Origin of the sequence: Chitinophaga varians, assembly GCF_012641275.1 — a bacterium.
GTDB lineage: Bacteria > Bacteroidota > Bacteroidia > Chitinophagales > Chitinophagaceae > Chitinophaga > Chitinophaga varians_A.
This window is the reverse complement of the sequence record NZ_JABAIA010000004.1, coordinates 326,408-350,839: the sequence shown is the minus strand read 5'-3', so window position 1 is coordinate 350,839 and position 24,432 is coordinate 326,408. Positions and strand designations below refer to the sequence as shown.

Below are 24,432 nucleotides of genomic sequence, written 5' to 3'. Positions count from 1 at the left end.
CACCCTGACACACTTTTTGTAATACTAACCAATACGTTATACTGCCTCCATAATCAATTAAATTCTAAATAAATTTCATTCCCTTCTAATATCGCATCATTAATAAAATTGATCAAACAATAAATAGCATAAGCCATGCGACCTACTTCTGATAACCTATAATTTACTTTATATTTCCTACCATTCAGCAATATGGTTTCAAACCTAGTCGGATGCTTTTGAAGTTCGTTAATTGAAGGCTCTAAATAACTATCCTTTAAAAGATTATTTAATGCTATTATTACCCTTTCTTGTAAATCTGGCAACAATTCCTTTCCGACAACTATATTAACAGATTTCAAGTCACCAGGATTGTTTTTGACCATATATAGAAAAAAAGTAGAAAAAAGATAGGCTGACCACAAGTCTTCTATTCCAAAATCACTTTTTAACGTTCTTATTTTTATTATCTGCTTCATTTGGGTAAAACATGTTTTATTATTTGTCCCTGAGAATTATATATCTGCAAATGGGCCTTAGATACATCAACTCCAAGATTCTTTAAAATATTTAAATAGCTACTTGAGGCATTTAATCCCGGTAAATAATGGCCTGACAAATTATTAACTCCAACGATAGTGCCACCTCTTATCTTTAACTCTCCAGCTGCTAACACATCTGCACCTCCAGATAAAAATGTATGCTTCCTACCCAATAAGACGCTTCCCTCTTGTGTCGCAATAAAATCAAATTTCCCTGCTGCCAAAGTTTTTCCTTGCATAGAAATTTGACCATTAGATATGGAGCCTAGTAGCTTTCCCTCTGTACTTACAGGTAACGTATTTTTTAATAACTCACCTTGAGCAATACTAACTCCCTGTGATGCTTCACGAGCAACCATTCCTTCGACAGCTCCTCCAACTCGTCCCAACATTCCCATGAACTTTCCAATAGGAAGAGCAGACGCTACACTTATAGCCGCCTCTCCTGCATTCATTGGTCGTCCCGTTTGTATATCCTTACCGGTAACAAGTGCCTGCCCACCATTTACTGCAGCATAAACAGGGTTTAAATTCTGGTTTATCCCCGCGACTATTTCATTCGCTGTTCCTCCTATATATTGACCTGCAAATTTAAGGGCAGAGCCTATCCCTGTTGGAGCTGTAAGATTATACTCCCTACCCGTAACTAGTCCAACCTGTTTAATAGGATCTCCGGGACCGTCTGGTTCATCCCCTAAAAAATCTTTGTATCGAATCGGATTATCATAGTTAGAAGCATACGGCGACCATGCCTCCATATTCTCTATCTTCGGGTCTATCTGGTTCCATCTTCCTATCTGTGGATCAAGATTCCTAAACTGTGCATCATATATATCAAGATCCAACTCACTCGTATACTCTATACCATTATACTTCTTCCTATTCTCCGGATAATTCGCCCCCTTCAACGCATTCGAACTAATCCCCGCCATCGTCAACCCAAACGGATAATAATGCGTCTCCTCCAACACCGGACTGCCACTATGTGCCACCAACAGATTATCAAAGAACACTTCCTGCGGACTCTCATTGCTGGTGTAAACATACAAAAATCCGCTCTTTTTCATGACCATCTTGTCCTGTGAAAGGGTTTGGAGCTGGTCAGGCTCTGCTTTTACCTGTTTTACTCCACTGTTTTCCTCCACCATTTTAAACTGATCATCAAACAAAACATAGTTCAAATAGGCTTTAGGCTTACCAGGTTGTTGATCAGGATCTTTCTCCTTCAGTCGGCGGTAGTCGTTATTATAGAAATTGGTATTAAACGGTGGAACTGCTGCTGACGCGGGAGCGCCATGTGTGGCGTCTGCGGAAACAGTACCGCCAAACGCATTGATTAGGTCAGCCACCATACTCTCCGCCGGCACAGCCGGGTTACTCTTATTAGCCGGCCCATTGGATTTATAAAATGCCTTGCTGCTTAGCTGAATGGTATCACCTGCCATTACCCTTAATACAAGGGAAGGCCCGATCTTCTTGCCGGTACCGGTAGCCGTCAGTTTGGCCACGGATTCATTCTTACCGGCACTTTCATCTGCCGGATACCCTACAGGCTTATTGCTGCGGGTATTATCGATATTACTGAACAGCTGATTTTCCTTTGCAGCGCTGGGAGTCTCCATGGTAGCTGCATAGGTATTGGTGACGGATTTCTCCGTTAGTACCAGCCGGGTATTACCGAGATGGTCTTTTACAAAGTAGTCGTATACAAAATCAGGCGCCTGTCCGGGCTGATAGGCAACCCGTATCCTTCCTTCTTCGTGACCAGCGAAACGCAGGCTATCATTTTCGTATACAAATCCTCCCAGATAGTCTGTCGTCGTAACCTTTGCAACACCGGCGGTATTATCCGTAACAACTTTACGGACTTTATTGCCACCGGCGTCATATACAAAACGGATATTTCCTTTACCAGTCACAGTAATCAGCTCCGGCAGGTTGAGGTGGTTGTAGCTGATAGCGGCAATCTGTTTGTTCTCATCACGGGTGAGGTTACCTGCTCCGTCATAGTTATAGTCAACTCCATCAGCCTGGCTGTCGGTAAAGTCCCCTAAACCTGTCTTTGCCCTTACTCCGTCATATACAGATTGCAGTTGGTTGCTGTTAGCATTGTACCGGTAACTCAGCTGGTCCACATTACCCGCAGCATTGTTTACCTGACCACGCTGGTTCATGCTCAGCAGGTTACCGTTGGCGTCGTAGCTGATGTTACCAACTGTGAAATCTACGGCATCATTAAGCCAGCTACCGGAGGTGAGCTGAGAGAAAGCAGCTCCTTTCAATCGGCTGATAGCATCATAGGTATAACCATATGCCCGCTGTGCCTGGTCGTTCCAGCCCTTCCATCGGATGCCGGCAATATTACCGTTAAACGCCGGCACGCTAAAACCATAGTCGTAGTTTAGCTCCTGGCCAAAGTGCGATCCCGCAGAACCGTTATCCAGATAATCTTTGCTGATGCTCCGCAGCCATCCACGGAGATTATAGTCAAATGTCTGTCTTTCCAGCGGCTCACCGGTCCCGTTGATGCCCAGCTCTTTTGCGCTCAACTGGCCGATCTTGTCATAGGTATTTCTGGCTATGGTACGCGCCAACGCCGGATTATCATTCAGTCGCTTGTTGATCGCTTTCACCCTGCCCTGGTCATCGTAGACCATAGTTGTCAGTACCGTCGTTTGGGGCGTGAGCCCGCTTCTGCCGTTTTTATGGCGCTGATAGGTACTAACTACCTTTCCGTTAAAATCATAACGGGAAGTAATCACATCTGTACTACCAGCAGCATTGTCAGCTACCACCTGACTTACCCTTCCTTTATCATTATAATAAGTAGTAGATGTCAGCCAGGTATCGGTGCCCAGGATACGTATGCGCGTTCCTGTTACCATTCCTTGTGTAAGATTGCCAACTGTTACCGGCTCAACAAACGAATTACCCTCATCAGTAGGCATATTAAAATCGCTACTAACCGCACCCTGGACTCCGGGGAAATTATAATTATCGTAGAATGTGTAAGTTAATGGTGTTAGGGTTCCATTACTAAAGATATCAGGCAAAGGATTACTCACCGTGATATTAGCGGCACCCGTCGTCAAAGAAGGATTAATCCGCATATCCGCATCCGCCCCATCGCCGGTATCAAAGCCACTTTCCAGTGTCACAGAATTGGTTGCTTCATAAACAGTGCGGGCTGGTTCATGATAAGCCGTAACCAGGTCAGCGGCTCCAGGGAAAACATAATTGCTGGTCCCACTATTATTAACAGCTCCATTCATTTGTCCCTGCAACGCTTCCCTTGAAATACTTCTATTATACAGGGCAGTTTCAACCGGCCGGTTCAGCTGATCATAGAAAGTAACATGCCATATATTCTGTACCCGTTGACTGGAATCCCGGGTAAATACCAGACGGTCACGCACATCATATACCATCTCCACCATACCAGCACCAGGCATTTTTTTGGTGATCATCCGGTTTCGGTCATCATAGGTATACTGAAAACAAAGGCCGTCCGCTATGGCAGCAGTATTCCAGGTGCCGGTAATCTTTTCCACCCCCAGCGGTGGAATAACGAAACGAAGATTGTTCAGATCGTCATAAATATAATAGGTACAAAGCCATCCCATATGTGCGGAACCAGGAGAAGCCACTCCCCGCAACTTCCTTAATATCATCCGGTTTGACTTGTCCTTGTATTCGACTATCTGGCCGCCATCTTCATCTGTGGTGATGTCTACGGTCAACTGACCAGCGTCATAAGCAAGTGGGCTCACCGGCATTCCGGTAGCGCCGATATTCCAAATACGCACTGAATCCTGTGCAGTGTTAACGAGATACTGATGGCTCACCGGCCGGTTAGCCCAGCTATTACCCGGAGCGTAGGTCTTTAAAACCCTGTTCAACGGAGAAGCCTCAAATTCTGTCTGGCTGTAAAATATTTTCTCGCCGGGATATTTCCCCGAATTCAGGTAAAACTGCTGTTGATCAACGAATGGTGAGGTCTTAAATTTCCCGTCGCCGGCGGAATGCGTATAAGGCAGATATTTATACTGCTCTCTCCCGAATGCATCATATACCACCGGGGTTACAATGTCCTCCCCGGAGTTACTCATGCCTTTGGCCACAGTCTGTGACAGACGGCCAAGGCCATCGAAATACTGAGATACCTGCTTTACATTCCTAACGGAATTGCTCTCGGCCGTCACTGTGGCCAGATCTGTTGTTGGTATAGACGGCTCCCATGTCCGGATATAGTTAATAAACGGAGGGGTATTGGTGACAGGTAGCGGTACAGGTGTAGCTGACGGAAGCCCGGGGCCTCCCGGCTGCTGTGCCCTGGTTATGTTTCCTGTTAATCCTAAAGCGGCAAACAATAAACAAACCGATAGTTGCCTGAAACCGTACTTTTTTCTATCTCTCATAGGTTTTTTATTTGGGTAACAACTTCTTATTGCGTAACTGGTTGTTGATATTTCCTGGTCTCTGAGCAATTTTAATCTGCCCAAACCATCATACTCTCCGGACAGCAAAATATTCTCGGGTTACTTCCAATTACTTATGCTACATAATGAGTTTCAACGGGAGTATTAACTGTAATTTTAAAAATAAATTCCGCGTAAAGTAAAAAAATAATTCATTTTTTCAAAACGACGTATGGTTATAGCTGTGGTATCACATTTTGTGATACCACAGCTATAACCAATCAATACAGAGCCTTCAGAACCTGTAAAACATAACCTCTTTGCCCATTACGTTACTTATAAACTAATCTCCAGCTTTTTAAGATACTGTCTGATTGTGCTTTGGTAATACTTTTTTCAGATATTCCACTGGACTGGTCTTCATATATATACTTCCACTTATTCTGGTCTTTAAAAATATAACCAATAGTAAGTCTTTCAGATATCGATTTATCTACGTGTAGATAAATATCTCCATCATAGATAATCTTCCCTGATTTAACGATCACCGTCTTAGTATATCTAAAGTACCCGCTATCCGGCACGTCAGGGGCATGCCATACTTTCATCTCCTTATACTTGTCCTTTGTGATCCAGGTACCCGGCAGCGTAGCTATCCCCAGCCGCTCACGCTCAGCATTAAAAGACACACCGTACTTCTTCCCGGGTGGGAATATCCAAATAAACAGCTTGTCCTGGATCAGAACAAATAGAATCGTAAACGCTACTGCCAGCGGAGCTTTAAGGTCATCTTTAATACGGGACCAATTCATTTTACCCTAATAGTTATATTGATCAAATTATTTCAATGGTAAAAAAATCGTATCGGGTTTGTTTCTACTCTTTAAATAAGTTACCGAATCACCCATAACGAGTATCAAAGAGGAATCAGCCACCAGTTACCTCTCCTTAACGAGAACGGCAAATCACCCTTCCAGCCCCGCTCTCCCGCGGCACCATATATTCAGCAAAATACGCCACCTGTAATGGAAGGGCAGATTTAAAACCCGTCACTATTACGTCTCCGTTGTTACATCCCTGCTTCGCAATGCCGGTAGCAGACTTTATCACCAGACTACTCGTTTTAATACGTTGCTGCCATTCCCGCATTTTCACCCACTTGTCTGTTTGGTAGCGATAAGCAATAATATGAGCCATTCTGCCATGATAAAAAACGAGATAGTTGTCTACCCCGGTTATTTCGCCACCTCTTATCATTTCAATCACCGACCACTTCTTGTCTTTCCAGTTAAACTCAGTACTGATCCGCTCGAGAAAGCCCCATCTTAAAGAAGTGTTCTGAAGGCTGTCAGGGACCATATTCCATAACCTGTAAAAACTTTGTAGCCGTTCCTGGTATAGCATTTTCTCTTCTGCGTTCTTTCCGGAAGGGATCTCCTTTGCCAGGGCAAGACTCATTTTGTTCCAGTGATAGAACAGACTGTAAATAACAGGATCTTCCGGATTAATAAAACCAATCAAGCTGATACAAAGACTGCAGATTATTTTCATGTATTTCTCAAAATTGAAAATAGTAGGTATCGAATACTTTCTTATGACCCCATTATTTGCCAAAGCGGCACCGGCCCCCCCGGTGCCCATACACGAATATACCTGCCGGCTTTCTTTCCGGAATGACTATTTTAAACGATGCAAAATCTTCCCCGCCGGGATCGCTGTAAACACTGTCGTATCTTTCAATGGACATGGCGGTATAGAGACGTTCCAATTTATCCAGTTCGTGATTACTCAACCTGCCCCTGAAGAAAACAGGCCGTATCCTGTTTCCTTTTTGTGCTACTACTTCCCCACAGTTGGAAATTCTAATGGAGAGAGTGATACTTCCACCGTCATTATAGGTCACATCTAACGTGGAAAAAGACCGGACACGCGACTGCCTCCCGCAACCAACCCCCAGGAGCAGCAGCACAGCTATAGGCCATAACTTCATCAAGGCAGCGCTATTCCGGTTTGGTATATGCCGCCACCTCTTCTGCGCTCAGCCCGAACATCGGCGGCGTTTTCACGCCGATCATATTCAGGTAGATATACAACTGCGCGCGGTGGTGTATTTCATGTTCCACCATGGCGCGTAACCATTTCCATACGGGCATGGTGGCGTTGCCGGGCGTGGTGCATTTGCGCTGCAGGTCTTCTTCGCTTAAGGCGCGGAAAATAGCCATCGACTCTTCGTGCAGCTGATCGAAGTAAGCCATCACGGCGTCGTATCCGTCGGCCAGTTCTTTACCGCAGCCGCGGTAGCAGCTTGGGCGGCCGGCGACTGTTTCGGCGAACATATACCGTTCAATGGTGGCGATATGCCGGATCTCATCACCGATGGTGAATTTACCCGGCTTATAAGCCCAGTCGAGGGAATCAGACGGGACTACTGCGAGCAGTCTTTTGGTGCGCTCACGGATTTTGTCGTAGTAAGGCAGGAAAGTGTTGATAGACGTGATTTCCATACAGGTTAACGTTTATTGATTTTCATCATGGTGACCAGGGCGGTGGCAACGTGGGTTTCCCGTTCCCCGGTACGGGCGTAAATATCTGTTTGCACGATGGTCAGCGTGGCGCCGGCTTTGATCGACTTTCCGCGTCCAACCAGCAGCTCGCCTTTGGCCTGGTTAAGGAAATTGATCTTAAACTCGACGGTCACAAAATAAGGGTCTTCCACCGGAATAGTGGACGCACAGTAGCCGGCCACCACGTCTGTCAGGCCAGCGATGGCGCTGCCATGGAAGATGCCCGACGGACGCAGCGCGATATCGCTGGGCGGCATGCTGATCTCTACATACCCTTTACCTATGCCGGTCATGGTGGCGCCGTACAGCGCCATCATTTTCTGCCGGCCGAAACTGTCGCGCACGCGCTGTTCTATCTCCGGTGTTAACGGTTCTATGTTGGACATACACTGATGATTATAATCCGTTGGAATCGGTGGACAATACTTCGCTCATATAGTCGAAGAAAGGGCGCATGGCGGCAAATGTTTTGCCTGCTTCTTTTCTGAACTGCGGCGATAATACTTCTTCGTCGGTAAAGCGGCGTATCAGCAGGAACTGCTTAAAGCGCAGCAGGTCTGCCGCCTCATGCCCGGGATCATAGCCGCGGGGGGCCTTTTTCAGCTGCTCCCCTTCCAGTGCGCCAAAAGTGGATATAAAAGATTTACTGTTGAGAATTTTACGCAGCGGTGCAGGGTCAAAGGCGATGTCATCACGGACTTTTTTGAGATCGTCTGCTACCGGTCCCCAGAAACCGCCGCCAATGAAGCTGTTGCCCTGTTCAATATGAAAATAGTACCCGCCCCGGCGTTGCTGGGTGGCCCGTTTGAAACTTCCGCTCCAGTGGGTTTTATAGGGTGTTTTGTCGGTGGAAAAACGGGTATCGCGATAAATACGGTAGAGGCTTTGTTTACCGGAAGGTGTTTCAATTACATCATGCGCCGACAAATCTGCCAGTAACCCGTCTGCAAATGTTTCTATCTGTTTCAGCTCCCGGAGATAGTCGTCTTTATGTACATTAAACCATTCCCGGTTGTTGTTCTTTTTCAGTGCGTCCAGGAAATCAAATCCTGACTGTTGAATCCCTGTCCCGCCTGTTGTCTGTTTTGCCATTTTGCTGGTGTTTTTTTTTCAGGATGAAATCGACGAAAGCAAATATAAATTAATTTTTACCATAGCCTTTCCCCTCCGCAAATCACAAAATCCGTAAATCCGATAATAAAATATCCAAATAACCAAATAACTGAATAAATTTGGCCGATGGGCTATGCCGGAGGTTTTTTTAGTATATGAGGGATTATAACGCGATCAGTGATGCAGCATTGCTACCTTTATTAAAGGAAGGCGAGGTCATGGCCTTTAACGAGGTATATGCCCGCTATTTCCGGCTGCTGTACCAGTATGCCTGGAATATCCTTAACAATGAAGAAGAGTGCAACGACGCGGTACAGGAGATATTTGTATGGCTATGGGAAAACCGCAGCACCCTGGAAGTGACCTCCCTGAAAGGCTACCTGATGGCCGCCGTTAAGTACCGGCTGGCCCGCACCATCCAGACCTCCCGCCGCCGTGCCGCTATCCTGGCGGCCAACGTTGAACTGCCCACCATCACCCGCATAGAAGAAGATTTTGAAGTGAAAGAGCTGAGAAGGGTGATCACAGAATTCACCGAAACACTGCCCCAACGGGCCCGGGAGATATTCCATCTCAGCCGGGTACAACATCTCACCAATAAGGAAATCGCTGCCCTCATGGGCATCTCCGAAAAAACGGTCGAAAACCAGATCACCATCGCCCTGAAAAAACTCCGGTCAGACCTGAGCCGGAAAATGCTCTCCTTCCTGCTGCTCTGAATTTTTTTTCTGCTCCTTTGGGGGGAACCCCCTATTTATGTCCCTTATATACAGACCAAGCACCTAACTGGCATTCCATGGATGAAAAACATATCTCAGACATTATAGACCGCATAGCCACCAACACGGCCACAGATGAAGATCTGGCGGTGTACAGCGCCTGGTGCGACGCACAGCAGGCAGGGAAACCGGCCATCGGCGACTTGTCTGCACAGGAAACGCTCATCCTGGAAAAAATACACCGGCAGACAGGCATCACCATCTCCCGTAGAAAAATATTCCCCTGGCGCATCGCGGCGGCAGCCGCCCTCGCCGGCATACTGGCCGGCGGTTTTTACTGGTACCGCCACAGCAGCCGGCCGACACAAGTGGCTATGCAGACTGCCCCCGCACCAGCCGATGTACCCGCAGGGAAAAACACCGCCACCCTCACGCTGGCCAACGGAAAAAAAATACTGCTCTCTGATACACAGACCGGTAAACTGACAGAGCAGGCCGGCGTGGAAGTGAACAAAGCGGCCGACGGCTCCCTGGAATACCGTCCGGTAAACGGCGCGACCGCTGTTCAATACAATACCCTCAGCACTGCCCGGGGCGAACAATACCAGATCACCCTGGCCGATGGCACGCGGGTATGGCTCAATGCCGCCACCATCCTCACTTTCCCCGCCTCTTTCGCACAACAGGCGGAACGTGCCGTGGAAGTTAACGGGGAAGCCTACTTCGAAGTAGCCGCCGATCCGACCCGGCCCTTTAAAGTGCGTACCAACCATCAGCAGATACAAGTGCTCGGCACCAGCTTTAATGTCAACAACTACGCAGATGAGCCATGTGCCAGAACTACCTTGCTATCCGGTGCCGTTAAAATCAACGAAGCACAGGTGCTGAAGCCCGGCCAACAAGCTGTCACTGAAAAAAACGGCACGCTGAAAATAGCTACTGTCAATACTGACGGCATCGTGGCCTGGAAAAACGGATACTTTGAATTCAACAACGAAAATATCTACGGGATCATGCGGAAAATATCCCGCTGGTACAATGTGGAAGTCATCTATGAAGGAGACATCCCCACCAACGAAATGGAAGGCACCATCTCCCGGTTCGAGAACGTATCAAAAGTATTAAACACCATCGAGAAAGCAGGTTTATTAAAATTCAGGATAGTAACCGGAAAAATATATGTAAGCAAGTATTGACCACGATTGTGAACAATGTGACTGTCAAAGAGAACAACTATTAACAGTGAACTTTAAATCCACGCCCATGAAGTAAAAGCGCCAACAAGGATGTGGCCTTATGAAAAACGTGAAAGTGAGCCAACACTTCCACGTTCGGTCGTAAGGTTTCAATCAAAATCAATTTTTCACGCATCAGAAAAACAACATTGAACTAAAAACCAAACCTCGTAAAGGTATGATATTAAACCTTCTTCACAAAGGAGGCAGGGCGCGCTATTGCCGGCCTTCCAAAATCTTCGTTTTCATGCGGATTGCTACCACATTACTGCTTACAGCGTTCATCAGCCTTAGTGCTGTGGCCAATGCCCAGAAAGTCACCCTTTCTGAGAAAAACGCTTCCCTTGTTGCAGTCATCCACAAACTGAGAAGCCAGACAGGCTACAACTTCTTCTACGTCAAAGACCACATCAACACCGCCAAACCAGTGAACGTCAATCTCACCGATGTTCCCCTGGCGGAAGCACTGAAAATTATTTTCGAAGACCAACCGCTCTCCTATGTGATCGACGGCAAAGAGATCACCGTAAGGAAAAAAGCGGCAACAACTATACCGCCCGCCAGCCCGCTGACAGACGTGACCGGCAAAATCCTGGATGCTGACGGCGCCCCGCTGCCCTTTGTGAGCGTGGCGGTGAAAGGCACCCAGAAAGGCGCTATCACCAAAGCCGACGGCAGCTTCAGTCTCAGCCTCAACAAAGGCGATGTGCTGCTGGTACGCTCCATCGGTTTTGAAACACAGGAAATCACCTATACCGGTCAGGCTACACTGGACATCCGCCTGAAAAGGGCCACCAACGCCCTCTCAGACGTAGTAGTGATCGGCTATGGCACGGTAAAACAAAAGAACCTCACCGGCGCAGTCACTACGGTAAAAGGCAAAGACCTGGACATCAGCGCCAGCACCAGCTTCCAGAGCGCGTTACAGGGCAAGGCCTCCGGCGTACAGGTAACGCAGAGCACCGGCCAGCCCGGCGCCGGCATCAATGTACAGATCAGAAGTAATCCATCCTTCGCCAACGCCGGCGTATTGTATGTGATCGACGGTGTTCCCGTTATGGACGCCGCAGCACAGCCTATCACCGGCAGCAAATACGGTAAAAATGCGGAAGGCGGCGTGGACAAATCCCCGCTCAACTTCATCAACCCCAATGATATCGCTTCCATAGAATTCCTGAAAGACGCGAGTGCGGCCTCCATCTATGGCGCCCGTGCAGGCGCGGGCGTGGTGCTGATCACCACCAAAAAAGGCATCAATGGAAAACCTAAAGTGGAATACACCGGCTCCTACGGCATTCAGAACGTAGACAAAATGTACCCGGTGTACGGCGCTGCCGACTACATGACACAACGTAACCTGCTGAAAGAAGAGATGTGGTACCGCGATAACAAAGTGGCCCCCTACTACGGCAATACCGATCCGGGTTCCGTAGCGCAGCCGTACAAACCCATCTATTCACAGGGACAGATAGATTCTGCCCGCAGCAATCATCAAAAAGCGACCGATGCCATCACCCGCGCCGGTTACACCCAACAACACAACATCGCCGTTTCCGGCGGCAACGGTAAAACCAACTACTACGCTTCCGGCAACTATTTCGACCAGAAAGGCGTAATCCTTGGCACTGACTTCAAACGCTACAACGGCCGTGTAAGCCTCGATCAGCAGGTGTCCGACAAAATCAAACTGGGCGCCAGCATGATCCTGTCCAACTCCACTGCCCACAACACTTTCACCGGCGGCGCCAACGAAAACGGCGGTATCATCACCTCCGCTATCTACTGGGCACCGGTACAACCGCTGCAACTGCCTGATGGCAGCTACCCCGTAAGCCCCTATTACCCTAACATCCCTAATCCGGTGTCTTATGGTACGATCACCGATCAGACCGTGACCACCCGCACACTCAGCAGCGCCTTTGCGGAATGGAGCATCATCCCGGACCTGAAAGCCAATGTGCGCTTCAGTTACGACAACTCCAACTCCAAACGTTCCACCTACCTGCCAAGGACATTCTACCTCGGCTCCCAGGTGAACGGCTCCGCCAGCATCGCCCAGTCAGAAGCCAAATCAACCCTGCTGGAATATACCCTTGCCTACAATAAAACTTTCTCTGAGCAACACAGCCTCAGCGCCGTTGCCGGTTACAGCTACCAGAAATCAGGCTGGGAAGGCTTCAACGCCGCCAACCAGGGCTTCCTGTCTGATATCTCCAAATACTATGACCTCGGCTCCGGACAAGCGATCAAACCAATCGTAGGCTCCAGCAGATCAGAAACCATCTGGGCTTCCTACTTCGCCCGCGGCATCTATACTTACAGAGGCAATATTACCTTACAGGCTTCTATCCGCCGTGACGGTTCTTCTGTATTTGCCGCCAATAAAAAATGGGGCTACTTCCCCGGCGTGTCCGCCGGATGGGTGCTCTCCGATGAATCTTTCCTGAAAGGCTTTACGCCGCTTTCCTTCCTGAAAGTAAGGGCCGGCTACGGTGAAACCGGCAACAGTAACTTCGGCGCTGCTGCCAACAGAGTGTACGACGCCTCCAGAAGCCCGCTCTTCGGCACCGGTAACATCAACACCGGCGTGGTAATGACGCGTGACGAAAATCCTAACCTCACCTGGGAAACAGCCGGTGAACTCAATGCAGGCATCGACTTCGCCTTCTTTAACAACCGCCTCTCCGGCTCCGTTGACTATTTCCGTAAAGACATCCGTAACCTGATCTTCAGTGTTACCTATCCCACCGGCTTTATCCTGAAAGAAGGATTTATCAATGCCGGCAAAACCAGGTCCACTGGTTATGAAATAGCCCTGCACAGCAAAAACATCCAGTCTGAAAACGGCTTCTCCTGGTCTACCAGCGTGAACTTCTCCCACTACCTCAGCTACTGGACACAACGCTCTCCGGCAGCGCTGAACGCGTTGAAACCATGGGAAGTGGCCACTGGTAAAGACGCACTGTTCCGTGGTTACTACGGTTACATTTCTACCGGCATCTATAACGGTGATAAAGCCAACATGCCCGCCAATATGCCCGGTATGTTGCCCGGTGGCCTCATCCTCCAGGACATCCACGGCTTCGATGGTAATGGCAAAGTAGCAGGCCCCGATGGCGCTATCTCCACGGCAGATAAAACCCTGCTGGGCAACCAGGACCCGCGCTTCAACTTCGGTATCGGTAACCAGTTCTCCTACAGGAATTTTGACCTCAGCATTTTCTTCTCCGGCCTGGTCCAGAAAAAATGGTCACCTTACCTCTCCGGCAGGGTCAATGAAACCACCACCAATCCGTTTGGTTTCAACGCCATGCCGATATCCTCCAATCGCTGGACATTCAAAAACCCGAACGGAGATTTCCCGACAGCGCTTACCGATGGTACTTACTCCCAGTTCCAGAATGAAGCCAGCTACTGGCTGGCAGACGCTTCTTTCCTGCGCTGCCGCAATATCACACTGGGTTACACCCTGCCGGCCAAAATGCTGGAAAAACAAAAAGTGTTCTCTGGTGTAAGGTTCTCGTTCGACGTACAGAATCCGTTTACCATCACCAAATACCCCGGCCTGGACCCGGAGCTGGACCCGGACAACTTCTACCCGCTGGTAAAAAGTTATGTATTCGGCGTAAACGTATCCTTCTAATCACTTAACCGGACAATCATGAAAAACATATATCACCGACTCGTTTTGCTGGGCAGCCTCGCGGCTTTCAGCGCATGTGAAAAAGATTTGAAATACACCACCTACGGCAATCTTGCTGATGTGGTGAATACCAACGAAGGCGCTGTGGCCACTGTCAATGCGGCTTACACCGGCCTGGCCGGCGGCGCCGACTGGCAGGGCGGCTGGGATGCCGGCACCTACGCCTGGCGCACCCAGGCCATGATGACCACCGACGAAGGCGTTTGCTCATGGGGCGGCAACTGGATACCGTTGCGCAACCTGAACTACACGCCCGACTTTGAATGGGTGACACATAACTACGGCAACTATACGTCTTACATCTCCCGTATCGCTATCGCACTGGACAATCTCAATGGACTGAACATTGAAGCCAACCTCAAACAACGGTATATGGCCGAACTGAAAGCGCTGAGGGCCCACTACGCACAGCTGCTGTATTTCAACTATGGCCCGTTCACCATTGTCACCGATGGTAAAGTAGCCGCCAACCCTGATGCGCCTTACCTGCCCCGTCCTACGAAAGACGTGGTAGTAGCGCAAATCGAAAAGGACTACAAGGAAGCAGCTGCCGTACTGCCCGACAAATTCACCGGCAACGATTACGGCCGCTTCTCCAAAGCCGCTGCCCTCACCGGTTTGATGAAGCTGTACATGCACGAGAAAAAATGGACGGAAGCCGTAACAACAGGTCAGCAAATTACGCAGATGGGCTTCTCCCTGCTGCCTAAATATGAAGACAACTTCACCATCGCCAGCAAAGGAGGCGTCTCCACAGAAATGATCCTCGCCGTAGTATGCTCTTCTTCCGGCGGCGACCAATACACCAATATGTGGCTGGCACACGCGCTGCCGTCAGACTACAAAGACTCTACCGGTATTCCGCTGACTGCCTGGGGTGGTTATAAAATGCCCTGGTCCAGCTATGACAAATTCGATAAAAAGGACCTTAGACTGAAAGTGCTGCTGGAATCCTATCCTGTTGGAAAAGACGCCAACGGTAAAGTGATCTATAAAAATGCCAGGACAGATGGCCAGCTGGGCGCTATCCCCGTGAAATTCGGACCAGACCCGTCCCGCGCCAATTCACAAAACAGTGCTGTTGACTTCCCTGTCTACCGCTACGCCGACGTGCTGCTCATGCTGGCGGAAAGCATCAACGAAGCAAACGGCGCGCCCAACCAACAGGCTTACGATGCTATCAACGCAGTCAGGAGAAGGGCCGGGGTAGATGATATCCCTGCTGGTCTCTCTAAAGCACAGTTCCTCGCCAAAATACAGGACGAACGCCTGTTTGAGCTCTGGGGCGAAGGCTGGAGAAAAGATGACCTGATACGCTGGAACCTCTATATCCAGCGCGCCATCAACGACGGTTCCACTACCGCCCAGGCTTATAAAGTGTTGCTGCCCTTACCCAGGCTGGTGATCACCCAAAGCAACGGTGTCATCAAACAAAACGAAGGATATAACTAAGGACCATGAAGCGATTGTTTTATTTATTGTTTTTAACATCAACCGGTTTGCAGGCGCAGGATTTATCCGCGCCTGCAAATCTCCGGCTCACCGGCACCCGCAGCTGGATCAGGGCGGACTGGGAGGATAAAACCTCCAACGAAACAGGGTACCATCTGTACTGGTCGGACAACAACCATAAGCCCGCCACGCCAAATGCGACCCTGCCCGCCAACAGCACCCGCTTTTACATCCAACAGGTAAAGGGCAACACGCGCTACCATGTTTGGGTAGAAGCCTTCGATGCCAGGCAGCACAGCAAAACACTGACCGGCACCGTGCTCACAAACACCCGCTGGTCGCTGGATTCCGCCGAAGCCCGTCGCCTCGATATTGCCAGTTCCCCCGCCGTTCCGGAAGGCATGGCCCTCTTCTGGCACGATGAGTTCAACGACTCCCTGCTGGACCGCAACAAGTGGCATACCACCTACTATTCCAACATCGACTTCCTGAAGAAAGACAACCTGGAAGCCATGCGCAACGGTACCTTGCCGGAAGCGGCCTATACGCTGAACGGCCGTACCATCAACATTTTCACCAACGACTCGTTGCCGGTAAAAGTATACTATCCGTCTAGCGGAAGGAAGATATCTTCCATTCAGACATACGACTGGCGCACCAACGAAAACCTGCTGGACAACAGCCGCGGAGGATACTTCGAAGTAAGGGTAAAACGCAGCTTCACCGGTAAACCACAGGGACTGAACACCGCCTTCTGGTTTGACTCCCCGGGGCCGGACCTGAAATACTATCTCCAGGAAGGCACTACGCTGGACGGTGTTAGTGGCGTACGGCCCAAAGGACAGGTATTTGAAATCGACGTGTTCGAAAACATCGATGCGCAGTTTGTGCTGCACGGCCATGTGGACGAAAAAGGCCAGTTCGTACATAACCTGAACACCCACATCGCCAAAGGGTTTGAGCATAAAGACCAATGGGTGACCCACGGTATTCTCTGGACGCCCAACAGCATCAAACACTATATCAACGGCCAGCTGATAAAAGCATACACCGACAAACACCAGATTTACTCCCCTAACCATGCCATGAACGTGTTCCTCGGCTCCTATGGCGGCGGCGGCTCCGTGAGCATGGAAGTGGATTATATCCGCGGATACCAGTGGCCGCTGGAAGGCAACAACGAATTGCCCAATCCCGGTTTTGACGCCAATACCAACCTTCTGCCATGGGAAGGCAACGGCACACTGGCCACCGGCCGCAATGGCAGCCATGGCCTGCTGCTGAAACCCGGCCAGGAAATGGAACAATACGTGTACCTGAACAATGACGCCAACTACCAGTTGACCTACTGGCAACAAGGCGACAGCCCGTTACACGCCGCCGTGGCGAACATGAAGCTCGTCACCGGCGAATTACAACAGGCCGCTGCGCAGACGCAAAGTGGTAAAAACAATTTCACCCGCCAGCAGCTTTACTTTCAGACGGGCAAAGAATACGGCCGGAACATGAAAACGGTCCGTATCTACTTTAAAAATACCGGTCAGCAGGACATTATCCTGGATGATGTGACCATCAGCAAATCCGGCAAATAAACCTGCCATTATACCACAACGAGGGCTGCCCGCGCATCATGCAGGCAGCCCTTTGTTATATGTGCTGTGCTATCACGGAAGCGTAATCACGATCTTGCCGGTATGCTGGCCGGACTCCAGCCGCAGATATGCTTCCCGCGCCTGTTCCATGGCAAACACGCTGTCAATCACCGGATGGATGTCATTGACTTCAATAGCCCGGTTCAGTGCGGCAAAACTCTCCGCACTGCCTACTGCCAGCCCCTGTATCCGGATGAAGTTCAGGTTGATACGATGCTGATGAATGTCCAGCAGCAACTCCGGTCCCGCGATAAAACCGGCCGTGCCCACAAAGCCATTTTCTTTTACAGACAGCAGCGACTGCCCGATAGTGGCGGCTCCGGCCACGTCCATGGTGATATCCACGCCTTCTCCGCCGTTGAGCGCCCTTACCTGCTCATGCCATTCACGGTGCAGCCGGTAGTTGACCACCGCATCTGCGCCGAGTGCTTTAAGCCGGACAGCTTTCTCCTCGCTGCTGGTAGTGGCGATCACTTTTGCACCAGCAGCTTTGGCTATCTGTAAGGCGAATAATGACACGCCGCCGGTTCCCTGTGTCAGCACCGTTTGCCCGGGCCGCAGGCCTGCCTGCTCTATCAGTCCGTGCCAGGCGGTGACCGCAGCAATAGGCAACGTGGCGGCTTCTTCAAAACTCAGGTTTACCGGTACCTTCACCAGCCCGTGTTCCGGGACAGCGGTATATTCAGACAATACGCCGGGCGTTTGCCAGCCTACCCTCACGGCATTACTGTCCGGATCTACTTTGCCTTTGGTCCAGTTTTGCACGTACTGCATCACCACACGGTCGCCCGGCTTCCAACGGGTAACGTCCGCTCCTACTGCGGCCACCACGCCGGCACCGTCGGATGCCGGGATATAGGGAAATACCAGCTTTTTGTTGAAAGTGCCGTTCAGCACGATCCAATCAAGATAGTTCAGCGACACGGCTTTGATATTGACCAATACTTCATTGGCTTTGAGGGATGGCATGGGAATATCGCTGATCACCAGATGCTCCGTCCCGAAGGCTGTTAATTGTACTGCTTTCATGTTTTTTTTCAGGTTGATGTTTAACAGGGCAAAGGTCACTTTGCGCCGTGGCAACCTTCGGTACGCTACCCTGAAAAAACAGTAACATTCCTGGATGGAACATATCCGTTGATTCCTTTGCCGTAATTTTATATCATGGATTTTTTACACGACTCCTTTGCGGTGGAAATCGCGACATACGATGAATGGAAGGAAAGAAGCCGTAAAAGCAACTTCTTTGAACTGGTGTACGTGCTGGACGGGACAGGTTACCAGATGGTCAACCAGATGCAGTTCCCCTATGCCACAAACGGTATTTTTCTTTTACCGGCGGCTAAATGCCACTCTTACGAAGTAAAGGAACGCAGTTGCTTTTTGTTTGTGCGGTTTACCGGCAGTTACTTCATTCCGGGACCGACAGATGTGGTGGACTACAGCAGCTGGTTCAGCCGGCTGAACTTTATTTTCGGGCATCATGACTACCATCCCGGTGAACTGGTGGAAGACCCGGCCGACAAGGCCCAGCTCAAAAGCCTGCTGGATGTCATCCTACAGGAATACCAACGGAAAGACATCTGTTCCGCTTTCATTATACAAAACACACTGGTGTCCGTACTGGCCGTGATCTGCCGTAATATCCAGAAGAAAAAACTGGATGGGCGCCGCTTTACCGACACCCGGTTTGCAGACCTCATCAACTTCATCAGCTTTAATATCATGGATGTGGAGAAGTTGAGCGTGCCTAACCTGTCAAAACAGTTTCACATCGCTGAAACCTATTTCAGTGAGTACTTCCGGCGTAATGCAGACGAACGTTTTCAGGATTATGTGATGAAGCTGCGGCTGAAGATCGCGGAGTCGCGCGCATTGTATACGGATACCGCTTTACAGCATATTGCGTCGGAGCTGGGGTTCACCGACAGCAGCCATATGAACCGTATGATGAAGAAGTTCTATGGCAAAGGCATGCGGCAGATCAGGGCGGGGGCATAAGAAAACAGACTGGTAGCATCAGGGGTGCTGTGCCTGCCAGTCTGCTTTGTTGATTTCATAAATACAATTCAGGCGGGAAGGTTCACCAAAGTAGGCCACTTCCTCTTCTTTCACCTTACGGGCGCCGAGCCGCGTCATCGCTATCTGTGAGCGGGTGTTGACGGCGCCTACATGAAAAATGACCTTGTCCACGTACTGAAATATCCAGGAAAGCATCAGGTGTTTCACCGAAGGGTTCAGTCCGGAGCCCCAGAACTCACGGCTGTAAAAAGTATAGCCGATCAGGATACTGTTCTGTTGCGGGTCATAATCATAAAAACGGCTGCTCCCGGCTGTTCTGCCCGTGGCTTTGTCTACAATGCGGAATGCGCCGCCACTTTTCATCGCACCATCGAAGTAGGTCTCAAATACCGGCCGTTGCCAGCGGGTTTTGTTGGGATGTTGTTCCCATACCAACGGATCGGAGGCCACCTCGTACAATGCTTCAAAATCGCTTTGCTGCAGCGGATAGAGAATAGCGCGTTCGTTTTCCAGGCGAGGCTGTATTGAAAAGTTCATCATCAATGCTTTTGTCCGGGGCAAAGTAACAACTATCCTCCGGCATACGCTGCGTCCAATTGCGACAAAACGGATAGTCCGGCTTAGAACAGTTTTTCCTGTGGCGGTTTAGCACCGGCCAGGCGGATGTAAACAGTAGTCTGTCCGCGGTGATGTGTCTGGTGCTCAAACGCTTTCTCCATGGCTTCCCCCTTGGTGAGGTCAAAGCGGCCAAAGAGTTTGATTTTCTCCGGCAGTTGTGCGTCCGTCATGTTTTTCAGCTTGTCGATAACGTAATCATAGCTGTCCATTACGGTTTTGGTCACTGCCGGTTTGGTCTTGTCGGAGTTTTTCTCCATGTCACCGGGTTTTCCGGGCAGGGTACTGCCACTGGCGGCAGCTGCAAAACCGAAATTGGCCTCTGCGAGGTGCAGCATCTGTTCTGCGAAAGAACGCATTTCAGGCGTTGGTTTCAGGCTGTAAGAACCTTCCGGCATAACGTCCAGGTACTCCCGGGTGTATGTCTTGGCCCTTTCCCATTCTTTGATCATTTTGCCGGTGATCTGCTGGGCATGCATCTGAAGAGACAGGCATACCGCGATGCCTGTGGCGAGCAATAATTTGAGAGGTTTCATATTGGTGGTATTATGTAGCCAACTAAATTACTATATTTCCGGTTTGCAAAAAAAGATGTATATCATATGACCACAAAAACAATCTGGCACACCCATATTACCATCGCAGCCCTGAATGAAAGAGGAAAATCCACGATGAACGAACACCTCGGTATGGAGTTCATCGAAATTGGCGACAACTATCTTCGTATACGCATGCCAGTTGACCACCGTACGGTACAGACTTACGGTATCTTACACGGCGGCGCATCGGTAGCGCTGGCGGAAACAGTGGGCAGCATTGCTTCCACCCTGGTGATAGATCCCGCCACAGAAATATGCGTGGGCATGGAAATCAATGCCAATCACGTCCGCAGCGCCCGTGAAGGATATGTGCATGGCACGGCCACGCCTATACACCTCGGCCGCCGCAGCCATATCTGGGAAATCAGGATCACCGACGATGAACAAAGGCTCATCTGCATCTGCCGGCATACCGTGGCCGTTATGGACAAAACGTCGTTTCTGTCCGGCTCAGCCGCGGACATGGGTAAGCAAATTGTCGACAGATGACCGCGCCCGGGGATCTTTTTCCTCGCTTTTGATGTCTGCAACCCGCAAAAACAGGCACATCTACTGGTGGTTTAATATTTGAACACTTAGGTATAAAATATTATTCACCCAAAAAACTGTTTACTATGGACACTCAAAACAACAGCTTTGCTCTGAAGGTAAAAGGCAACTGGAATGAATTAAAGGGTAAGATCAAACAACAATATGCCGATCTTACAGATGATGACCTGTTATGGGAAGAAGGCAAGGAAGATGAGCTGCTGGGGCGCATCCAGCAGAAAACAGGCAAAACAAAGGAAGAGGTGAAATCATGGATCGATAAATTATAATTCCAGGTCGGTCGTATAAAAACACAGCTCCGGGCCCTGGGTCCGGGGCTGTGTTTTTATAAACTGTTTTTAAGCATGGCAGTCAACAGCTCATTGGCAGTGTGACTTTCCAGCCGTTCAATGATATCGCACACCTTGTCGATTTCCTCCGCTGAGATGTAAGGCTTGTTTAATTTTATAAACTTTTCTTTTATTTCCTCCCAGGACAGTGGGCGGGTGAAAAAGCCTTTATAATCTTCTTTTTCTCCGGTGAACTGCTGCCCGTCAATAGTCGTGATCTCCACCTTACATCTTACTTTATCAGGATAGGCCGCTGTATAGGGATCTAAGAGGCCTGCCACCTTTACCGGCTTGTGTAGGGGGAAACCCGTGTGTATCTTCACCTTCTGCAACAGGCTCTGTACGTCTTCCTGCGCTATCCTTTCTGCTGTAAGCTGCGGCGGGTATACCTGTTTGTCCAGCAACACCACCGCCGCCAGGTAAGGCAGGCTGTGGTCCGCCTGCTCCTTGGAAAAAACTTTTGTTCTGTCGCCGTATTCGCCTCCACCTACAATATGATACGCTGTCAGGAAAGTGGTGATGTTTATCTCCGTGATCTCCGCCACCCGGAACGGGTATTCCTCTGCCATCTCCTGCAACAGCTCCAGCACTGATTGCGTATGTACTTCCGCGTTATACGTCTTTAGCACACAACGGGAAAGCAGTTGAAAATCTGCTGCCGTCCAGTCGTGTTCCAGCTTTTGCTGGTGAATGGCGTCGTACCCTTTCTCCGGTATTTCAAACAGTTCCGGCGGGCCGGTGATTCCGTTTTTTGCCATCATCACGATGTTCATACAATCCGCACTGACCAGTGAAGAAGCCAGTCCTTTCCACTCGCTGGTGTAAGAAGCCCTGGAGGTAACAATAGGATTTAAATTACAGCCGGCGATGCCCAGCGCATGGGTAAGCGCTTTGGCAGACAGCTCCATCAGCCTGCCGGCGGCGGCAGTAGCCGAAAACGCCAGCAGCGTGGTATGGTCAAAGCCAGCTATCATCACCGGGTAAATCTCCGTAAGCCTGCATTCTATTGCGTAGGCGGTAGCCATCGCCGATAAAAAGTCTTCCCCGGAAATATCCCGCAGATGACAGGCGCCCAGCAATATGCCGATATTATCACTGGGGTGACAGGTAGATTCTTTCGCCAGAAAATTATCCATAAAATCAGGGTAACGGATATAGGCCGTATAACATTGGGCAGCATGATCTGCCGCCAGCGGCTGCTCCGGCGCATATAACTGCCGGATGCCGGCCTCCATTTTACGGGGCGTCTCCTGAAATTGGGCCCAGATAAAGGATGCGGCCGCATCCAACAGGTGGGTTTTCAAACGGGACAGTATGTCCGGCGGTATGTCTGCATAACGATACCGTAGAGCAAACTCAGCGATCTTTTCTGTCTGTGTCATGGATCTTCTTTTTGAAAATCTGTTGTAAACCCCGTGCCAAACACTGGCACGGGATTAGAAATGAGCCTTGTTATGAACAGCAAACATCTCGAAACCATTAACCGGATCAGAACTATCCTGATCAAGCGTCAACAGACATTGGCCGTAGCGGAAAGCGTTACCGCCGGCATGTTACAGGTGGCCTTCTCATCGGCCGACAATGCCACTGAATATTTTCAGGGTGGCATTACAGCGTACAACCTCGGACAAAAGGCCCGGCACCTGGGCCTGGACCCTATCCACGGGCAACAATGCGACTGTGTATCTGCTGAAACTGCGCGCGCATTATCAGAGAACTGTTGTTCCCTTTTTTCATCACATTGGGGAATCGGCATTACCGGGTACGCCTCTACGGTACCGGAAAAAGGCATCACGGAATTGTACGCCTACTACAGCATCGCGGCCGACGGAGAGGAAATGAAGTCAGCCCGTATTACGCCGCCACCCGGCGAAGATGACCCGGTAACCATCAGGTATTATTATACCAATACCGTCATCGCCATTCTGTTGGACATCCTTACCAACGTCACACAAAAAAAGCCCCGCTGACAGCGGAGCTTTTTTATGATGGTATGTCATTGTTTATTTAAACAGGTGCATGGAAGCGCCTATTTCATAAGCACCGTTATTGGGATTATTGTATCCGCCCGTCTGGGCATGGTACAGCGCCTGTATCATCACGGTGTTTTTAATGTCTACGCCAAATCCGGCAGTAATGCTTTTGGAGGTGTGGTACAGCGCCATAATGTTCAGCACATTGTTGAGGAACGCGGCATTTACGCCCACGTCCACAATATTGTCGTACCCGCGTACGCCACGGAAACAGACCTTAGGCGTAAGGCTTTCCAGCGCACCATCGAAGAGGAACCTGTATTCTGCCGCTGAATACAGGATAGTGCCTCCATCTACGGTTTTATTGTCACCGGTAAAAAGGCTCCTTACATTGGGCAGGGCCGCCTGCAAAGTAAGTTGACCGCTCGTATAGGCCATACCGTATTCTCCTTCGAAATAGTTGTCACGACGGTTGAAAGCGCCGAGAGAAGGGTCATTGGGGTCGCCGTTTACATGGGAAAGGTCCAGCCGCTGGATGTTGAGCGCCAGCGAGAGACCGAAATGCAGTTGCTGTCCACCCTCTCCTAACGGCAAATGATAGGCATAGCTCATGGCCACCCGCGTGCGGTTGATCAATCCTGCCACGTCGTTAAACACGTTCAGGCCCGCTCCTACTCTTTTACCCAAAGCACCGTCTACAGTAAAGAAGCGTGTTTCCGGCGCACCGGTCATTTGTTTGAACTGCCGCCGGTAGGCCACGTTCACCTGCAGACCGGTATCAATGCCTGCCATGGCGGCATTGGCGAGGTATTGGTTCTGAAAGAACTGGGTACCGGAGGGTTCCAGCAATGCCGGCACGTTACTGAGTGTTTGAGCAGAGGCACCGCCTGCCGCTACGGTGAGCAACAGCATGGCGATGCGTTTCGTCAGGGAAGATAATTTACTTCTCATGTAATTATGTTGATAAG

General features: G+C 49.8%; 22 protein-coding genes. 9 read left to right on the top strand and 13 right to left on the bottom strand.

Going from position 1 to position 24,432, the window contains the following annotated elements; genetic code table 11:
• Positions 1 to 53 precede the first annotated feature (53 nt).
• The 8 genes from HGH92_RS30810 to HGH92_RS30775 form a co-directional block, all read right to left on the bottom strand.
• Positions 54 to 458 carry a hypothetical protein gene (locus tag HGH92_RS30810; RefSeq protein WP_168874694.1) on the bottom strand — a complete coding sequence of 135 codons (405 nt, stop codon included), beginning with the start codon at positions 456 to 458 and terminating at the stop codon, positions 54 to 56.
• A complete protein-coding gene (locus HGH92_RS30805) occupies positions 455 to 4,939 on the bottom strand; it encodes a DUF6443 domain-containing protein (protein ID WP_262888835.1) in 4,485 nt (1,494 codons plus the stop codon). The genes HGH92_RS30810 and HGH92_RS30805 overlap by 4 nt, the downstream gene beginning before the upstream one ends.
• 332 nt (positions 4,940 to 5,271) lie before the next feature.
• Entirely contained in the window at positions 5,272 to 5,751 is a 480-nt protein-coding gene (locus HGH92_RS30800) for a hypothetical protein (RefSeq protein WP_168874692.1), read from the bottom strand.
• A 136-nt stretch (positions 5,752 to 5,887) separates the two neighbouring features.
• Complete coding sequence (locus HGH92_RS30795) at positions 5,888 to 6,490, bottom strand: hypothetical protein (protein WP_168874691.1); 603 nt, start codon at positions 6,488 to 6,490, stop codon at positions 5,888 to 5,890.
• A 52-nt stretch (positions 6,491 to 6,542) separates the two neighbouring features.
• A complete protein-coding gene (locus HGH92_RS30790) occupies positions 6,543 to 6,932 on the bottom strand; it encodes a hypothetical protein (protein WP_168874690.1) in 390 nt (129 codons plus the stop codon).
• A 7-nt stretch (positions 6,933 to 6,939) separates the two neighbouring features.
• On the bottom strand, positions 6,940 to 7,443 hold the full coding sequence (locus HGH92_RS30785) for a DinB family protein (protein WP_168874689.1): 504 nt from the start codon (positions 7,441 to 7,443) through the stop codon (positions 6,940 to 6,942).
• Between the two features lie 5 nt (positions 7,444 to 7,448).
• The gene (locus HGH92_RS30780) at positions 7,449 to 7,889 is read right to left on the bottom strand and encodes a PaaI family thioesterase (RefSeq protein WP_168874688.1); all 441 of its coding nucleotides are present in this window, start codon (positions 7,887 to 7,889) and stop codon (positions 7,449 to 7,451) included.
• Between the two features lie 10 nt (positions 7,890 to 7,899).
• Positions 7,900 to 8,595, bottom strand: a complete 696-nt coding sequence (locus HGH92_RS30775) for a DUF2461 domain-containing protein (RefSeq protein WP_168874687.1) — start codon at positions 8,593 to 8,595, stop codon at positions 7,900 to 7,902.
• Positions 8,596 to 8,771: 176 nt separating this feature from the next.
• Here HGH92_RS30775 and HGH92_RS30770 point away from each other — a divergent pair, with 176 nt between their 5' ends.
• The 5 genes from HGH92_RS30770 to HGH92_RS30750 all read left to right on the top strand — a co-directional run bounded on the left by HGH92_RS30770 (position 8,772) and on the right by HGH92_RS30750 (position 17,317).
• A complete protein-coding gene (locus HGH92_RS30770; protein ID WP_168874686.1) occupies positions 8,772 to 9,335 on the top strand; it encodes an RNA polymerase sigma-70 factor in 564 nt (187 codons plus the stop codon).
• Positions 9,336 to 9,412: 77 nt separating this feature from the next.
• Positions 9,413 to 10,531 (top strand): FecR family protein, encoded by a 1,119-nt coding sequence (locus HGH92_RS30765; RefSeq protein WP_168874685.1) that lies wholly within the window; start codon positions 9,413 to 9,415, stop codon positions 10,529 to 10,531.
• 217 nt (positions 10,532 to 10,748) lie between these two features.
• Positions 10,749 to 14,213, top strand: a complete 3,465-nt coding sequence (locus tag HGH92_RS30760) for a TonB-dependent receptor (RefSeq protein ID WP_168874684.1) — start codon at positions 10,749 to 10,751, stop codon at positions 14,211 to 14,213.
• An 18-nt stretch (positions 14,214 to 14,231) separates the two neighbouring features.
• Positions 14,232 to 15,725 (top strand): RagB/SusD family nutrient uptake outer membrane protein, encoded by a 1,494-nt coding sequence (locus HGH92_RS30755; RefSeq protein WP_168874683.1) that lies wholly within the window; start codon positions 14,232 to 14,234, stop codon positions 15,723 to 15,725.
• A 5-nt stretch (positions 15,726 to 15,730) separates the two neighbouring features.
• Positions 15,731 to 17,317 (top strand): family 16 glycosylhydrolase, encoded by a 1,587-nt coding sequence (locus tag HGH92_RS30750; RefSeq protein WP_168874682.1) that lies wholly within the window; start codon positions 15,731 to 15,733, stop codon positions 17,315 to 17,317.
• 72 nt (positions 17,318 to 17,389) lie between these two features.
• Here the strand turns inward: HGH92_RS30750 and HGH92_RS30745 are convergent, their stop codons facing one another.
• Positions 17,390 to 18,406: a zinc-dependent alcohol dehydrogenase family protein gene (locus HGH92_RS30745; RefSeq protein ID WP_168874681.1), complete on the bottom strand. Its 1,017-nt coding sequence runs from the start codon at positions 18,404 to 18,406 to the stop codon at positions 17,390 to 17,392.
• A gap of 135 nt (positions 18,407 to 18,541) precedes the next feature.
• Here HGH92_RS30745 and HGH92_RS30740 point away from each other — a divergent pair, with 135 nt between their 5' ends.
• A complete protein-coding gene (locus HGH92_RS30740) occupies positions 18,542 to 19,378 on the top strand; it encodes an AraC family transcriptional regulator (RefSeq protein WP_168874680.1) in 837 nt (278 codons plus the stop codon).
• Positions 19,379 to 19,396: 18 nt separating this feature from the next.
• Here HGH92_RS30740 and HGH92_RS30735 read toward each other — a convergent pair whose 3' ends face one another.
• Both HGH92_RS30735 and HGH92_RS30730 read right to left on the bottom strand, forming a co-directional pair.
• Entirely contained in the window at positions 19,397 to 19,939 is a 543-nt protein-coding gene (locus HGH92_RS30735) for a GNAT family N-acetyltransferase (RefSeq protein ID WP_247655094.1), read from the bottom strand.
• A gap of 80 nt (positions 19,940 to 20,019) precedes the next feature.
• Positions 20,020 to 20,550, bottom strand: coding sequence for a DinB family protein (locus tag HGH92_RS30730; RefSeq protein WP_168874679.1), 531 nt, complete (start codon positions 20,548 to 20,550; stop codon positions 20,020 to 20,022).
• A gap of 66 nt (positions 20,551 to 20,616) precedes the next feature.
• Between HGH92_RS30730 and HGH92_RS30725 the strand changes: the two genes are divergently transcribed.
• Both HGH92_RS30725 and HGH92_RS30720 read left to right on the top strand, forming a co-directional pair.
• Positions 20,617 to 21,102, top strand: a complete 486-nt coding sequence (locus HGH92_RS30725; protein ID WP_168874678.1) for a hotdog fold thioesterase — start codon at positions 20,617 to 20,619, stop codon at positions 21,100 to 21,102.
• 125 nt (positions 21,103 to 21,227) lie between these two features.
• The gene (locus tag HGH92_RS30720) at positions 21,228 to 21,431 is read left to right on the top strand and encodes a CsbD family protein (protein ID WP_168874677.1); all 204 of its coding nucleotides are present in this window, start codon (positions 21,228 to 21,230) and stop codon (positions 21,429 to 21,431) included.
• Between the two features lie 56 nt (positions 21,432 to 21,487).
• Here the strand turns inward: HGH92_RS30720 and HGH92_RS30715 are convergent, their stop codons facing one another.
• The gene (locus tag HGH92_RS30715; protein WP_168874676.1) at positions 21,488 to 22,873 is read right to left on the bottom strand and encodes an MmgE/PrpD family protein; all 1,386 of its coding nucleotides are present in this window, start codon (positions 22,871 to 22,873) and stop codon (positions 21,488 to 21,490) included.
• Between the two features lie 72 nt (positions 22,874 to 22,945).
• Between HGH92_RS30715 and HGH92_RS30710 the strand changes: the two genes are divergently transcribed.
• The gene (locus HGH92_RS30710; RefSeq protein ID WP_168874675.1) at positions 22,946 to 23,461 is read left to right on the top strand and encodes a CinA family protein; all 516 of its coding nucleotides are present in this window, start codon (positions 22,946 to 22,948) and stop codon (positions 23,459 to 23,461) included.
• 33 nt (positions 23,462 to 23,494) lie between these two features.
• Here HGH92_RS30710 and HGH92_RS30705 read toward each other — a convergent pair whose 3' ends face one another.
• Positions 23,495 to 24,415 carry a PorP/SprF family type IX secretion system membrane protein gene (locus tag HGH92_RS30705; protein WP_168874674.1) on the bottom strand — a complete coding sequence of 307 codons (921 nt, stop codon included), beginning with the start codon at positions 24,413 to 24,415 and terminating at the stop codon, positions 23,495 to 23,497.
• Positions 24,416 to 24,432: the final 17 nt, after the last annotated feature.